At 45.4% G+C, this 14980-nt stretch carries 15 protein-coding genes; 3 read left to right on the top strand and 12 right to left on the bottom strand.

The features are described from left to right. The first annotated feature begins 45 nt into the window (after nucleotides 1–45). On the top strand, nucleotides 46–651 hold the full coding sequence (locus B7360_RS02735) for a YtjB family periplasmic protein (protein WP_041852892.1): 606 nt from the start codon (nucleotides 46–48) through the stop codon (nucleotides 649–651). A gap of 97 nt (nucleotides 652–748) precedes the next feature. On the opposite strand, the gene deoD is transcribed toward B7360_RS02735, so the two are convergent. The 10 genes from deoD to B7360_RS02685 form a co-directional block, all read right to left on the bottom strand. Further along, the gene (gene deoD, locus B7360_RS02730; RefSeq protein ID WP_006742381.1) at nucleotides 749–1468 is read right to left on the bottom strand and encodes a purine-nucleoside phosphorylase; all 720 of its coding nucleotides are present in this window, start codon (nucleotides 1466–1468) and stop codon (nucleotides 749–751) included. A gap of 138 nt (nucleotides 1469–1606) precedes the next feature. Continuing rightward, on the bottom strand, nucleotides 1607–2827 hold the full coding sequence (locus B7360_RS02725; protein WP_085342676.1) for a phosphopentomutase: 1221 nt from the start codon (nucleotides 2825–2827) through the stop codon (nucleotides 1607–1609). 68 nt (nucleotides 2828–2895) lie between these two features. Beyond that, entirely contained in the window at nucleotides 2896–4224 is a 1329-nt protein-coding gene (deoA, locus tag B7360_RS02720) for a thymidine phosphorylase (protein ID WP_048625940.1), read from the bottom strand. A gap of 97 nt (nucleotides 4225–4321) precedes the next feature. Beyond that, nucleotides 4322–5098 (bottom strand): deoxyribose-phosphate aldolase, encoded by a 777-nt coding sequence (deoC, locus tag B7360_RS02715; protein ID WP_006742378.1) that lies wholly within the window; start codon nucleotides 5096–5098, stop codon nucleotides 4322–4324. A 581-nt stretch (nucleotides 5099–5679) separates the two neighbouring features. Continuing rightward, complete coding sequence (locus tag B7360_RS02710) at nucleotides 5680–6963, bottom strand: NupC/NupG family nucleoside CNT transporter (RefSeq protein WP_006742377.1); 1284 nt, start codon at nucleotides 6961–6963, stop codon at nucleotides 5680–5682. A gap of 204 nt (nucleotides 6964–7167) precedes the next feature. Next, nucleotides 7168–7941, bottom strand: a complete 774-nt coding sequence (locus tag B7360_RS02705) for a TatD family hydrolase (RefSeq protein WP_085342675.1) — start codon at nucleotides 7939–7941, stop codon at nucleotides 7168–7170. Then, nucleotides 7928–8125 carry a DUF5363 family protein gene (locus B7360_RS02700; protein ID WP_046875042.1) on the bottom strand — a complete coding sequence of 66 codons (198 nt, stop codon included), beginning with the start codon at nucleotides 8123–8125 and terminating at the stop codon, nucleotides 7928–7930. Before B7360_RS02700 ends, B7360_RS02705 begins: the two co-directional genes overlap by 14 nt. Nucleotides 8126–8220: 95 nt before the next feature. Beyond that, nucleotides 8221–9810, bottom strand: a complete 1590-nt coding sequence (prfC, locus tag B7360_RS02695; protein ID WP_012841453.1) for a peptide chain release factor 3 — start codon at nucleotides 9808–9810, stop codon at nucleotides 8221–8223. Nucleotides 9811–9956: 146 nt separating this feature from the next. Further along, a complete protein-coding gene (gene rimI / locus B7360_RS02690; RefSeq protein WP_005394641.1) occupies nucleotides 9957–10412 on the bottom strand; it encodes a ribosomal protein S18-alanine N-acetyltransferase in 456 nt (151 codons plus the stop codon). Nucleotides 10413–10467: 55 nt separating this feature from the next. Next, entirely contained in the window at nucleotides 10468–10878 is a 411-nt protein-coding gene (locus tag B7360_RS02685) for a DNA polymerase III subunit psi (RefSeq protein ID WP_005394642.1), read from the bottom strand. A gap of 150 nt (nucleotides 10879–11028) precedes the next feature. On the opposite strand from B7360_RS02685, the gene B7360_RS02680 reads away from it, so the two are divergent. Beyond that, entirely contained in the window at nucleotides 11029–11475 is a 447-nt protein-coding gene (locus B7360_RS02680) for a hypothetical protein (RefSeq protein WP_053809238.1), read from the top strand. Nucleotides 11476–11539: 64 nt separating this feature from the next. Here the strand turns inward: B7360_RS02680 and B7360_RS02675 are convergent, their stop codons facing one another. Together B7360_RS02675 and B7360_RS02670 are read right to left on the bottom strand one after the other, a co-directional pair. Next, the gene (locus B7360_RS02675) at nucleotides 11540–12043 is read right to left on the bottom strand and encodes a GNAT family N-acetyltransferase (protein ID WP_085342674.1); all 504 of its coding nucleotides are present in this window, start codon (nucleotides 12041–12043) and stop codon (nucleotides 11540–11542) included. Further along, complete coding sequence (locus tag B7360_RS02670) at nucleotides 12027–12554, bottom strand: SCP2 domain-containing protein (protein WP_005394645.1); 528 nt, start codon at nucleotides 12552–12554, stop codon at nucleotides 12027–12029. The genes B7360_RS02675 and B7360_RS02670 overlap by 17 nt, the downstream gene beginning before the upstream one ends. Before the next feature lie 363 nt (nucleotides 12555–12917). Here B7360_RS02670 and B7360_RS02660 point away from each other — a divergent pair, with 363 nt between their 5' ends. Then, nucleotides 12918–14957 carry a bifunctional diguanylate cyclase/phosphodiesterase gene (locus B7360_RS02660; RefSeq protein ID WP_047008947.1) on the top strand — a complete coding sequence of 680 codons (2040 nt, stop codon included), beginning with the start codon at nucleotides 12918–12920 and terminating at the stop codon, nucleotides 14955–14957. Nucleotides 14958–14980 lie beyond the last annotated feature (23 nt).

The following is a 14980-nucleotide window of genomic DNA, read 5'->3' as shown; positions in this document are numbered from 1 at the left end:
AAAAAGGCAAGTCTTTGTTTTATTTTAAATGGATGAGTAAAGAGCATGAGTGAATCCTTGTTCTCAGTAAGGAATGCCCTAAGAATTCTGGCACTAATCCTACTGTGTGTGATGTTGTTTATCACGATCAAAAACAGTGTTGTGATCAGTAAGGGCAACGAGAAAATTCAAGCACAGCAGCTTGAGACACTCACCAAAGTTTTGATTTCACAGGCGTCTCTTTCTGCCAGTGAAATGATTTTGACCAAAGATCAAGAACGCTTACTTAAGCTGACAAACCAGCTAGCACAAGACCGTTTGGTGTTTGATGCGACAATATATGATGCACAAGGCGTACGTTTAGCGTCTAGTGAAGATGCGCTATCGGTACGCGAAGTTTTAGGCTTAGACACGCCCTTGGCAACAGCTTCCATTGGCCGCCAGCAGTTGGTTGAACCAGTATTTGCCGATGAAGCACTCATCGGTTTTGTTCGCGTTACCTTTGAGACAGGTCGTGTAACCGCGATTTCTGACCACCACTATCGTAAGAGTGATCGCTACATGTACATGATGGTGCTAATGAGTTTTGTGTGCGGCATGTTATTCATTATGATTTTACGTAGACAGCCTATCCGCCGTAAAAAAGCGCAAAACCTACTGCTAACCAAATAGTCAGTCGGTAATCAACATCTAATACAAAAACAGCCCGCATTGTGCGGGCTGTTCTTTTAGTTCTTAATGTCAAGAAACTAAGATGACTCTTTGTCGCTTATTCTTCGTCGCCTAGCAATACTGAATCTAGTGCGATTAGCATCATGTCGTTGAATGTTGTTTGACGCTCATCAGAAGTTGTTTGCTCACCCGTTTTGATGTGATCTGAAACCGTACAGATTGTCAGAGCTTTTGCACCGTATTCTGCCGCTACGCCGTAAATACCCGCCGCTTCCATTTCAACACCAACAATGCCGTACTTGTCCATTACGTCGAACATTTCTGGATCTGGCGTGTAGAAAAGCTCCGCTGAAAATAGGTTACCGACTTTCACATCAATGCCACGTGCTTTTGCTGCGTCTTCTGCCGCGCGAACCATTTTGTAGTCTGCGATTGCTGCAAAGTCATGACCTTTAAAACGGATACGGTTCACTTTAGAATCCGTACACGCGCCCATGCCGATCACAACATCACGCACTTTGATGTCTTCGTTTACTGCGCCACAGCTACCAACACGGATAATTTTCTTCACGCCGAAGTCTTTAATTAGCTCCGTTGCGTAAATCGAGCATGATGGGATACCCATACCGTGGCCCATAACCGAGATCTTACGACCTTTGTATGTGCCTGTGTAACCGAACATATTACGCACATCACACACTTGCACAACGTCTTCAAGGAAGGTTTCTGCGATGTATTTTGCACGTAGCGGGTCACCCGGCATCAGTACGACGTCTGCGAATGCACCCATTTCAGCATTGATATGTGGAGTTGCCATTTTCTTTTCCTTAACCTTTCTCTAGCGCTCCGCGCTTAAGGCGATATAAGCCAGAGTATTCTCATTTCCGACAAGCAGTACTTGCATACTGCAAACATAAAACTAGGAGCATTCAGCTCCTAGTTTTCAATATCCTAATTATAGGAAATTCTTACCGTAATCCATTGGAGAAGTACCGAAGTAGCTCGCCAATGTTTGGCCAATGTCTGCGAATGTTTCGCGGCGGCCAAGAGAGCCTGCTGGCACTTTTTGGCCGTAAACCAATACTGGGATGTGCTCACGAGTATGGTCAGTGCCTGGCCATGTTGGGTCACAGCCGTGGTCTGCTGTTAGGATAAGCACGTCATCTTCACCCATCAGTTCAAGCACTTCGTTGATGCGACCATCAAAGTACTCAAGCGCCGCAGCGTAACCCGCTACATCACGGCGGTGGCCGTAAGCAGAATCGAAGTCAACGAAGTTAGTGAATACGATGGTGTTATCACCCGCTTCTTTGATCGCTTCTTTCGTTGCTTCAAATAGTGCTGGAATGCCTGTTGCTTTGGTTTTCTTAGTGATCCCGCAACCAGCATAAATATCTGAAATCTTACCGATGGAATGAACCTGACCGCCCTTCTCATCAACTAACTTTTGTAAGATAGTCGCTGATGGTGGCTCTACAGATAGGTCACGACGGTTACCCGTACGCTCAAATTGACCTTTACCCGGGCCAATGAATGGGCGCGCGATTACACGGCCGATGTTGTAATCTTCTAGTTCTTCACGTGCAATTTGGCAAAGCTCTAGTAGACGGTCTAGACCGAATGTCTCTTCGTGACAGGCGATTTGGAATACAGAGTCCGCAGAGGTGTAGAAGATTGGCTGCCCAGTCTTCATATGCTCTTCACCCAAGTCATCAAGAACTTGAGTACCAGATGCGTGGCAGTTACCTAGGAAACCGTCAAGACCCGCGCGCTCAAGGATGCGATCCGTCAGCTCTTTAGGGAAGCTGTTTGATTTGTCTGTGAAGTAACCCCAGTCAAACAGAACAGGAACACCTGCGATTTCCCAGTGACCAGACGGCGTATCTTTACCAGAAGAAAGCTCTGCGGCGTGACCGTACGCACCAATGATTTCTGCATCTGCGTCTAGGCCAGGTGCGAAGCGACCTGTTGACTCTTTATGTGCCATTGCCAAACCTAACTTAGATAGGTTTGGAAGGCGTAGTGCGCCTTGACGTTGGTCGTTATCTGCTAAGCCTTTTTCGCATTGTTCTGCGATGTGGCCTAGTGTGTCTGAACCTACATCACCAAATTTCTCAGCGTCAGCGGTTGCACCAATACCGAATGAGTCTAGTACTAAAATAAATGCTCTTTTCATTGCTCGTTCCTTAGGCCCACTCGGCTTTTTATTATGGTTGAGTAGGCCTTGTGTAATTACTTGTTCTATTAAATATCTTCTGCACGAATTTGGCGGTAAACCTCTGGAGTTGGTGTGTACTCACCACCTACTTTGATTGCACTGCGCAGTGCTTTTGCCGCTTCTTCCCACTGCTCTTCACTGCGAGCGTGGATAACGGCAAGAGGTTTATCGCTATCTGCAACTTCACCCAAGCGGATGAACTCGTCGAAACCTACGGCATAGTCGATTTCATCAGTAGCAACACGGCGACCACCACCCATAGCAACGACAGCCATGCCAATCGCACGCGTGTCCATTGCTGAAACAATGCCCGTTTCCGTCGCGTAAACAGGCTTGATGATTTCCGCTTTTTCTAGGTAGTTATCGTAGTTTTCTACGAAGTCTGCTGGGCCGCCAAGACCCGCAACCATCTTGCCGAAGCATGCTGCTGCTTTACCGTTGTCTAGCGCTTCCATCAACTTCGCACGTGCGTCTTCTGTGTTCTCAGCCAGTTTGCCAAGTACCAGCATTTCTGCACAAGAAGCCATGGTGACTTCAAGTAGGCGTGGGTTACGGTATTCACCAGTTAGGAAACGAACCGCTTCACGAACTTCCACCGCATTACCTGCCGAAGAGGCCAATACTTGGTTCATGTCTGTCAGGATTGCAGTGGTCTTAGTACCCGCACCGTTTGCTACTGCAACGATTGATTTCGCTAGCTCTTCAGACGCTTCGTAAGTTGGCATGAATGCACCAGAGCCGACTTTAACGTCCATCACTAGCGACTCCAGACCCGCCGCCAATTTCTTAGAAAGAATGGAAGCAGTGATCAGAGAAATGTTGTCTACGGTTGCGGTAATATCACGAGTCGCGTAAACACGCTTATCCGCTGGAGCAAGGTCACCAGTTTGACCGATGATCGCCACGCCAGCGTCTTTAGTTACTTGCCCAAACACATCGTTGCTTGGTGTGATGTTGTAGCCTGGAATAGACTCAAGCTTATCTAGCGTACCGCCTGTGTGGCCAAGACCACGGCCAGAGATCATTGGTACGAAACCGCCGCATGCTGCCACCATAGGGCCAAGCATCAAAGACGTTACGTCACCCACACCGCCGGTAGAGTGTTTGTCGACAATTGGGCCACCAAAGTTCATGTGGCTCCAGTCGATAACCATGCCCGAATCACGCATTGCACACGTTAGGGCGATGCGCTCATCCATGGTCATTTCATTGAAGAAAATCGTCATAGCAAACGCCGCGATCTGACCTTCAGATACGGTGTTATTTGCTACGCCTTGAATAAAGAAGTTGATTTCGTCTGCGGTAAGTACTTCACCGTCACGTTTTTTACGAATGATTTCTTGTGGTAAATACATTAGTGCCTCCCATGCTCTCAGTGAGCCATGGTTAAGTAGGATAGAAGAGGTTTGGTAGCACCCGTTTAGGTGCTACCGTTCAGACATATTATTGGGATTAGTACGCTGCTGGATCAGCAGTTTCGTCTGTCACTTCTAATGTATTTAGTAGGTTAGTTAGCAGGCTAGACGCACCGAAACGGTAGTGACGGGCATCAACCCAGTTGTCACCTAGGATTTCGTCAGCCATTGCTAGGTATGCAGCTGCGTCTTCAGCAGTGCGCACACCACCTGCTGGCTTGAAACCAACAGTTTCTGCAACACCCATGTCGCGAATCACTTCAAGCATCATGCGTGCATATTCTGGTGTTGCGTTTACTGGCACTTTACCAGTTGAAGTTTTAATGAAGTCAGCACCTGCTTCAATACAGATTTGAGATGCTTTCTTGATTAGTGCTTCTTCTTTTAGTTCACCCGTTTCGATGATCACTTTAAGAAGAATATCACCACAAGCCTCTTTACATTGCTTAACTAGTTCGAAGCCTACTTTCTCATCACCCGCCATTAGCGCGCGGTATGGGAAAACAACGTCAACTTCGTCTGCACCGTAAGCAACCGCCGCTTTTGTTTCAGCAACAGCGATTTCGATGTCGTCGTTACCGTGTGGGAAGTTCGTTACTGTTGCAATGCGAACCTCTGGCGTACCTTGCTCACGAAGTGTCTTCTTAGCAATAGGAATAAAGCGAGGGTAAATACAAATTGCAGCTGTGTTGCCTACTGCTGTTTTCGCGTCATGACATAATGAGATCACTTTTGCATCAGTGTCATCGTCATTCAACGTAGTTAGGTCCATAAGTTTAAGTGCACGTAGCGCTGCTGCTTTTAAATCGCTCATTTCTATCTCCGATCAATATTCAAAAAATTCACTACTCAGCCTTACATCACGTCTCTAACTATAATCAACAAGTCGAGACAATGTGAGTAAATGGCTAAACAGTCTATTAATGAACGGACTTGGTTCCCTGAAGACTCGGCATATACAGCGAAAATTTCATATGCCAATTGCTATCCTTGTCACCGCACAGTACCAGTTTGGCCTATGGCACAACAATCTATGATTGCGGTGTCTTTAATATCACATCACACAGCAAAACGCCTATTAGATCTGATATTGCTGGGCAAGTCATTTGCCCATCGATTATGTAATATTCATTACGTGATTAAGTATCAACCTTAACCACTATCCTGTGATTAATACATTATAGAGTTTCACCGCAAAACTGTAGCACCAAATAGAGCGCAAACGGTTTGTATCTCAAAATTTCCTAGCCCCTATTCCATCGGCTGCGTAACTCATAGACTGAGTCCGGCACCCGGTGAGATTTTAGAGCCCGAAAAACGAAAAATGCCCCGCAGCAATCTCTTGCTACAGGGCATGATGTAAAACGGCGTCTATATATTAAGAACCGATTCTAATTATAGTGCTGCAAGGCTTAAGCAGAAGCCTGCAATTGTCGCTGCCATAAGGTTAGACAACGTACCTGCAAGAACAGCTTTAACACCCATGCGAGCAATGTCACTACGACGGTTTGGTGCAAGGCTACCTAGACCACCAAGTAGAATCGCGATAGAAGAAAGGTTCGCGAAACCACATAGTGCGAATGAGATGATAGCTGTTGTCTTCTCAGACATTACTTCACCAGTTGCCGCGATTACTTGAGCGTTTTCACCTAGGTATGGTGTGAAGTTCAAGTAAGCAACGAATTCGTTCACTACGATTTTCTGACCGATGAATGAACCAGCAGTTACTGCTTCAGCCCATGGAACACCGATTAGGAATGCTAGTGGAGAGAATGCGTAACCTAGGATTAGCTCTAGCGTTAGTTCTGGCATGCCGAACCAACCACCGATGCCACCTAGCATACCGTTGATCAGCGCGATTAGACCAACGAATGCGATTAGCATCGCACCTACGTTAAGCGCAAGTTGTAGACCAGAAGCCGCACCGCCCGCTGCTGCGTCGATTACGTTTACTGGTTTGTCGTCGCCGCCGTCCATCGCTTCTTCGATACTTTCGTGAGGCTGGTCAGTCTCTGGGTGAAGGATTTTAGCGAATAGTAGGCCACCTGGTGCAGCCATAAATGATGCCGCTACTAGGTACTCTAGTGGAACACCCATTGAAGCGTAGCCCGCTAGTACACCACCAGCAACAGAAGCTAGACCACCACACATTACCGCGAATAGCTCTGATTGAGTCATTTTTGGAACGAATGGACGAACAACTAGAGGTGCTTCTGTTTGACCTACGAAAATGTTTGCTGCTGCTGACATTGATTCCGCACGTGAAGTGCCCAGCGCTTTTTGTAGTGCGCCACCAAGAATCTTGATAACCCATTGCATAACGCCAATGTAGTAAAGAACTGAAATCAGTGCAGAGAAGAAGATCAGTGTAGGAAGAACACGGAATGCGAAGATGAAACCGCCGCCGCCGAATACTTCGAACATCTTGTCAGAAACAAGACCACCGAACAGGAATGATGAACCATCGTTACCGTAGTTGATAACGTTAGAAACACCTGAAGAGAAACCGTTTAGTAGATCACGGCCCCAAGGTACATACAGAACAAATGCACCTAATGCGAATTGGATAGCGAATGCGCCACCCACAGTTCTTAGATTGATAGCTTTTCGGTTATTAGAAAATGCCACTGCAATCGCAAGAAGCACTACCATACCGATTAGGCTCATAAACAGGCTCATAGTTTATGACTTCCTTATAAGTTATTTATTGGCGTGTTACAAAATGGAGCTATAAAGCGGGAGCAATTATACTCATGCAGAATCAATTAAAGTAATGCCAGCCTCACACTTTCCTATAAGATTCATGATTGATTCAGCCAGCTTTGTGAGTTAATTCACAATAAGCAGGAAAACGTTTTCTATTTCAAACCACATCTTTAGATTTTATTCACATATCGAGAAAGCAAAATTGCTATTTTTCCATAACTGAGAGGCAATCGATTGCTTTGAGCCGTTATGCAACTCTACGAGCTCATTAAAGACGTGAATGAGTTTGGCTGGGTGATTCGACTCCCCTTGATACCCAAGTATAGGCATATCCGGTGCATCTGTTTCGATCACGAGATGTTTGAGTGGTAATTTTTGAATTGCGTCGCGCGTTTTCTTCGCTCTTGGGTAGGTGATGGTTCCTCCTACACCGATAAAAAAACCTAATTTGACCCACTCCATTGCTTGCTGATAACTCCCAGAGAAAGCATGTAGCACACCGCCCCGAGGGAGCTTCGCCGCTTTAACTATTTGAATAAGGCGATTGTGCGCTTTTCGGCTATGTAAAATAACTGGGAGTTCGAAGCGTCTAGCCAGTTCAAATTGAACTTCAAGTGTCTTTTCTTGCAACTGTGGGTCAACATCAATGGCAAAATCTAGCCCACACTCTCCTATTGCCACGCACTGGGGAACATTTTGTTTTAGATAATGTTCCAACTCAGCAAAGTGCTGCTCGACGTTATCTTCAAGAAAATACGGATGAAACCCAAGGGCGTAATACAAATTGGCATGTTGATCTGCCAAGGTTTGAATACGAGCCCAGTTTTGAGGTCCCACTGAAGGAATCAGAATTCTTGTCACGCCTTGCGTTTGAGCTAGCTGAAGTTGATGTGCAAAGTCACCTTGGAATACATCAAAGTCAAAGTGACAATGGGTATCAAAGAGCTTCATCTTGAGACTTTTTATCTGTACCGACAAACTGAGAATCAGAAAATAGTAGAGCTTCACTGTTCTCTTCATTTTGATGGGCAGGATCTTTTCGATACGGAACGCAGCTGCGTTTTTGATCAGGGGTTAGCCCCATCTCCTTGCACCAGTCGTCGTAACGCTTCAATCCTCGTTTAAACCAGTTCATATCTCATCCTTATAAAAAACGCCCTTGGCTAAGTTTATAGCCAAGGGCGTTTTAAAATCTAGTTTGCGTTAAAGCTAACCCAAACCGCTTTTTGATTAGTGCTCACGCGTCGCACGGAAATCAATATCAGGGAAACGCTCTTTCGCCAAGTTTAAGTTAACCATTGTTGGCGCAATATACGTTAGGTTATCACCACCATCCAATGCTAAATTTGCTTGGTTCTTACGTTGGAACTCATCCAGTTTCTTCGCATCATCACACTCAACCCAACGCGCAGTCGCAACGTTAATGCCTTCATAAATCGCTTCAACGTTATATTCAGACTTCAAACGAGCCACAACAACATCGAACTGAAGTACACCAACGGCACCAACGATCAGGTCGTTGTTTTGTAGTGGACGGAATACCTGTACCGCACCTTCTTCTGATAGTTGCACCAAGCCTTTTAGTAGCTGTTTCTGCTTTAGTGGATCTTTCAGGCGAATACGACGGAACAGTTCTGGGGCGAAGTTCGGAATACCAGAGAACTTCAGTGACTCACCTTGAGTAAAGGTATCACCAATCTGGATAGTACCGTGGTTATGCAGACCAATGATATCACCCGCGTAAGCGTGTTCTGCGCGTGAACGGTCACCCGCCATAAAGGTTACTGCATCAGAGATACTCACCTGCTTGCCAAGACGAACGTGGTTCATCTTCATACCCTGCGTGTAAGTACCCGATACAATACGCATGAATGCGATACGGTCACGGTGTTTCGGGTCCATGTTTGCTTGGATCTTGAATACGAAACCAGAGAACTTCTCTTCTGTCGCTTCAACTTCACGCTCAACCGCTTGACGCGTTTTCGGTGCTGGTGCCCACTCTGTTAGACCGTCTAGCATGTGGTCTACACCGAAGTTACCTAATGCGGTACCGAAGTAAACTGGCGTCAGGTCACCTGTTAAGAACATTTCCAAATCAAACTCAGGGCAAGCACCCATAACAAGCTCAAGCTCTTCTCGAACACTTTCCGCAAGGCCTGCACCGACTTTTTCATCAAGCTCTGGGTTATCTAGACCTTTGATGATTCGAACTTCTTGAATCTCATGACCGTGACCAGATTCGTATAAAATCGTTTCATCACGGTGAATGTGGTACACACCTTTAAACTCTTTACCACAGCCGATTGGCCACGTGATAGGCGCACACATCATGCCCAGTTCGTTTTCTACTTCGTCCAATACTTCCATTGGATCACGAACGTCACGGTCAAGTTTGTTCATAAAGGTCACGATTGGCGTATCACGTAGACGGGTTACTTCCATCAACTTACGAGTACGATCCTCGACACCTTTCGCAGCATCGATAACCATCAAACACGAGTCGACTGCCGTTAGAGTACGATATGTATCTTCCGAGAAGTCTTCGTGTCCAGGAGTATCAAGTAGGTTTACCAGGCAATCATTGTAAGGGAACTGCATCACAGACGTGGTTACCGAGATACCACGTTCCTTTTCCATTTCCATCCAGTCTGATTTTGCGTGCTGTGCATTACCACGACCTTTAACCGTACCTGCTTTTTGAATCGCGTTTCCGAATAAAAGGACTTTTTCAGTAATGGTGGTTTTACCCGCATCCGGGTGAGAAATAATAGCGAACGTTCTACGTTTAGACACTTCGCTTAGAAAAGGAGTATTTGACATGAAACTGGTCTTCTTTGATGTCTGAATGCTTGCTCGAAAAGCAAACACGCTTTTTAGATTCAATATTGCGCGGTATTCTCGCTTATTATTGCCTCAGGGGCAACTGATCGCTTTAGGGGCGACTTCCCTTATGGGATGCGTTAACGTTAGTGAAAGAAGAGATAACTCATGATGATCGCATCTTCTTTTCCCGTGCCAGTTTTCGCAGGGTAATAATTATGACGTCGATCAACTTCATTGAATCCAGCTTGTTCATAAATATAAATAGCAGGCTTATTACTCTCTCGCACCTCAAGCCAAGCACTCTCCGCTTTTGATTGCTCACAATGTTCTAAGAACGCATCCAACAGTTTTTGACCATAGCCTTTACCCTGAAGATGCGGCGCGATAGCAATATTCAGCAACGTAACTTCACCGACAATATTCTGCGCATAGAAGTAGCCAATCACCATCTCGCCATCGAGCATCACATGATGACATGCTCCACGGCTGGATAAATCACGTACCAAAGACTCTGCCCACGGATGCGAGTGTGCTTGCTGCTCAATTTGCCAAACTTGATCTAAGTGCTCAGCGCACATTGGTAAGATTTTAGTTGTCATTATTTACCTAGGGGTTCATGTGCAATACCAATTGCAGTAAAACGGGGATTAATGCTTATTTGCTCGAATTGTTGTAAGAACAAATCTGTTGCCAAAGTGCACGTTTTTGTTGGGTATTCCCATCCACATCTTGCAACAATGGCGATGTCAGCGGTTTAGTGTCAGGCAATACTTCGGCTTCACACCCAGCAAACCAAACCCACTCAAGCTCGTGCTGGCCAAGTAATGGAAATCGCTCTGGCTCAATATGTAACGCTTGGTCAAGCGTTAACTTCATACTCTTTAGGATGTTTTCAAACAAAACCGCCGTCTCATTCTCTGGACATACCGGAGAGATCAACAGGAGTTTGCAAGAACTTTGCAAATCGATTTTTGGCGATTGGTAACCTGCCAATCTATCTGGGTGTACCAGCTCCCATGTGCTGATGCCCATTTCGTGTAAATACTGTTTCTCGTTAATTGACATTTTCCGTCACCTATTTGAACGAGGGCAATCCTAACAAATAATCGTGATTATACCTAAAGGACTTCAAGGAACACCTCAATACATTGGAATGATTGAACTGTTCTGCCTATGACAATGGCCATACCGTAGGTATAACATATGAGGTACATTATGAAATTCTTACCTACACTGCTGCTTTGCGCACTGGTAGCCGCCACCAGCATGAGTGTTTTTGCTAATAGCAGCGATGAGTGGGAGCTGATTGCAACGAAAACCGTCAAATTCCAAACAGAAACGGATACCGTGACACCAAATAGCCTATTTCGAAATCGCAGCTTCAGTAAAATTAAACTGAAATGTGTGCAGGGCACGGTAGACATTAACGACTTAAAAGTCTTGATGACGGACGGTAGTGAGAAAAAGCTAACCTCTATGGGTGTGCTAACAAGTGGATTATCGACTCGTGCATGGAGCCTTCCTGGCTCAAAAGAAGCGAAGCTAAAACAGATTGAAATGACTTACAGTAGTTGGGGCAGCAGAAAACTCAATGTTTTAGGGCTAAGTAAGAAAGCAAAAATAGAGGTTTGGGGTAAGAAGAAAAGTGACCAGTCATCCTAATCTCCCTATCTCAGTTTTCAATGAACTAAGAAAGAAGCCCACTGAGTTAGTGGGCTTCTTTCATTTACAGTTCAGAGAACTCTGGCGCGTAATCTATGCGTCCGGAGCGTCCGGCATATTGACCTTCGACCAACTCTGCGATACGAAATGCACCTTTAGGAACATCCCAAGCGCATTCGAATCCCATCTCGTCGCATGATTGAAAGCCCTGGCGCGCGTAATAATCAGGATCGCCCAACACCACACACACTGGATAGCCAAAATCACGCAGTGAATCAAAACCTTCTTTGATCAACTCTGCAGCGATGCCTTGGCGACGGTAATCTTCATGAACAGCCAATGGCGCCAGCCCTTGCCACGACAAATCTTCACCATTTAAGGTCACTGGGCTAAATAAAGCATGGCCTATCACCTCTCCCTCATCTGTACACGCGACTAAGGAAAGTGTGAATTTGCTGTTTTCGCGCAAACGCATCACAAGCTTAGCTTCAGCTTCCGTCGGGAAGGCGTGTTTCAATAAGCGGTCAATGGTAAGAATGTCCGCAGGGGCTTCAGTTCGAATAAGCATTCGCTACTCCGGTTGGTTGTGCTGGCGCTTGAACCCCTTTCTGAACAAAATCAGCCAATTGATTCAAAGCGACTTGCATTGCTTTCGGTAACTGCTCTAAGTCGACACTGTCCATTAAGTTTTTCACTTCTAAGCCAAGCTCAGTATCGCCTTCAATTGAAAGGCGACGTTGGAAGAACAGTGTGTCAGGGTCTTCTTTACGACCAGCAATCAGTACTAGGTCGTTTAGATTACCACTAAAACTCACATCTTCCTGAACTGGTTTTTCAGCTACCACTAATTTTTCGTCTTGATAGCTGATGTACCATGCTAAGTTCAAGTCTTTAATCGCAACTTTTAACCACTTGTCTTCAAGGAACTCAAAGTCACCATCTTCCAAGGCTTCTTTAAACACCATTTTTAGCCCCTCCAGCAATGCTTTTTGCTGAATTGGCTGTGGTAATAACTGGACTGGAGAACGCAAAATGTTAGCTGCGTTCTTTACTAGTTGACTGCGAATCTTGTTTAACACGTTCATTATCCGTTACTTTGTCATTAGGTTGCCTATATTAAGCAATCGTGGCAATGAGATTACTGTTATGTATCAATAAAGTGCTTATTTTAGATTGGTGGATTATTGTTCACTAACGCTTCTTTTTTTGAAGTTACGTGTATTATTGATGCGAACAGGTGGATAAACACTTTTACAACCGTATTTTCAAAGTTATAGTTATCTGAGCGTATCCATGTGATTGTCGACTGTAAAGTTAAAACCGCGAGCCCTTTAATGGCAAGCGATACTGTGACTTGATAGTAGACCGCCGCAGGCTTATCAGGGTGTCGCTTTTTATACACGGACGAATAATCTGGCTCATTGGAGATCGGTAATACCCTAATGCCTTCCCAGCAATTAAAACATTGGTTTGCCACGCTAACCTCAAATAGCCCTTTCTTCTTTGCCATTCTTGATAAAAAACACAATTATCGAATGGTAAGTGACCGTTACTGCGATATCGCAGGTTTAAGTCATGAGGAAATCATCGGCTTAAACGATTGCCAGGTACTGGGTGAGCAGTTTTATAAAAAGCTGGCCCCTTACTATCAGCGTGCATTCAAAGGAACGCATGTCGAAGCCGAAATCACCCTCGATGAAACCGACCTTGAAACAAGCCTGCACTTTAGTCTGTCACCGGTTTTTGAAGGTAACGAAATTCGCTTTGTCGTTTTTCACGCTGTGGATACTTCAGAAAAGCAGATCCTCGTACGCTCCTTAGAGGAGTCCGAAAGTAAGTTTGCTAAATTAACACAACTACTGCCTGACGGTCTGCTGCTTATCGAAGATGACATTATCATCTCTGCCAACCCTGCATCAGCACGCCTTCTGGGACTGAACTCTCCCCATGAGTTGCTAGGCGAAGAGCTCAGCCGTTTATTCATCGATGAAAACAGCAAGAAAGTGTTTAGTCATCGTTTGAGTACATTAATTTCTGACAAGCCTTTTGTTTGCTTAACCAGCGCGAGATGTGGCTTTGAACGAAAAGTTCAGTTACACGCTGATTCCACGGCGATATTAGGCAGCGAGTCTCAAATCATCTTGATCCAAGACGCTGACGATACACCTAAGAATTTGTCTTCTGCATCGAATGAAGACATACATATTGATTCGCTCACCAAACTGTACAACCGCTTTGGCTTCACCAAACGTTTGGAACAGCTGATCAAAAAGCAAACACCGCTTCTGGTGTTCTATTTGGATATCGATAACTTCAAAAATATTAATGACTCACTTGGTCACCACATTGGCGATAAAGTGATTCAAGAGGTATCAGCCCGTCTTAAACGATTACTGCCAAATCAAGCGATTATTGGTCATTTGGGTGGCGATGAGTTTGGCGTCATTCTGCCAGAACCAGAAAATACCCGCATGGCTGAAATTTTGTCAGATCGCATTATCTCGTTGATCAACCAGCCTTTCGACTTGCACCACTTCAGTAAACGCCTTGCGTGCTCAATTGGTAGCGTTCGTTACCCTGAAGACGGGCAAGATGCGCGAATCCTGCTACAAAATGCTGATACAGCGATGTATGAAGCCAAAGATCGTGGCCGAAATCGCCTGATCAAATTTAACGACCAGATGAACAAAGAAGCGCGCATGCGTTTGTGGCTTGAAATCGAACTGCAAAAAGCATTGCAGCAGAACGGGTTAGAAGTGTGGTATCAACCAAAGGTTAACGCGCGTGACTTCAGCATTAACGGTGCCGAAGCGCTCGTTCGTTGGAAACACCCTGTCGAAGGTTACATTAGCCCAGGTTCATTCATTCCTGTCGCCGAGCGTGCAGGGTTAATCGAACACCTTGGACGCGTCGTGATGCGTGATGTTTTCAATACGGTAAAACGTTGGAAACAACAAGGCATACTGCCAGGTCGTGTCGCTATCAACCTCTCTCCCGAGCAATTTGGTAACCCACAGCTGATCGACTTTATGGAAAAGTTACTTCGCACTACCGAGCTTGACCCAAGCTGCATTACCTTCGAGCTAACCGAAAGTGCCGTGATGAGTGATAGCGAGCATACACTGCAAATGCTGAATGCGATTAAGAAACTGGGCTTCGCCCTCTCTATCGATGACTTTGGTACCGGTTACTCTTCCCTTTCCTACTTAGCGCGCTTCCCTATCGACGAGCTGAAAATCGACCGCGCGTTTATTAACGATATCGACACGCTACCTAAACAGGTCACTGTGATTGAAAACATCATTAATCTGGGTAAGTCACTCGACTTGACGGTCGTTGCCGAGGGGGTGGAAACCCACCAGCAAGCTACTTTGCTCTCTAACCTTCAATGTAATGCGATTCAAGGATTCCATTTTTATCGCCCACAGCCAAAACATGAAATTGAAGAGCTGTTTGTACAGAATCGTCGTCACAAGAACTAACCCCGACTCGATATCCTTACTCT

The organism is Vibrio sp. ArtGut-C1, from assembly GCF_002105475.1.
Taxonomy (GTDB): domain Bacteria; phylum Pseudomonadota; class Gammaproteobacteria; order Enterobacterales; family Vibrionaceae; genus Vibrio; species Vibrio diabolicus.
This window is presented reverse-complemented; position numbering and strand designations above follow the sequence as displayed.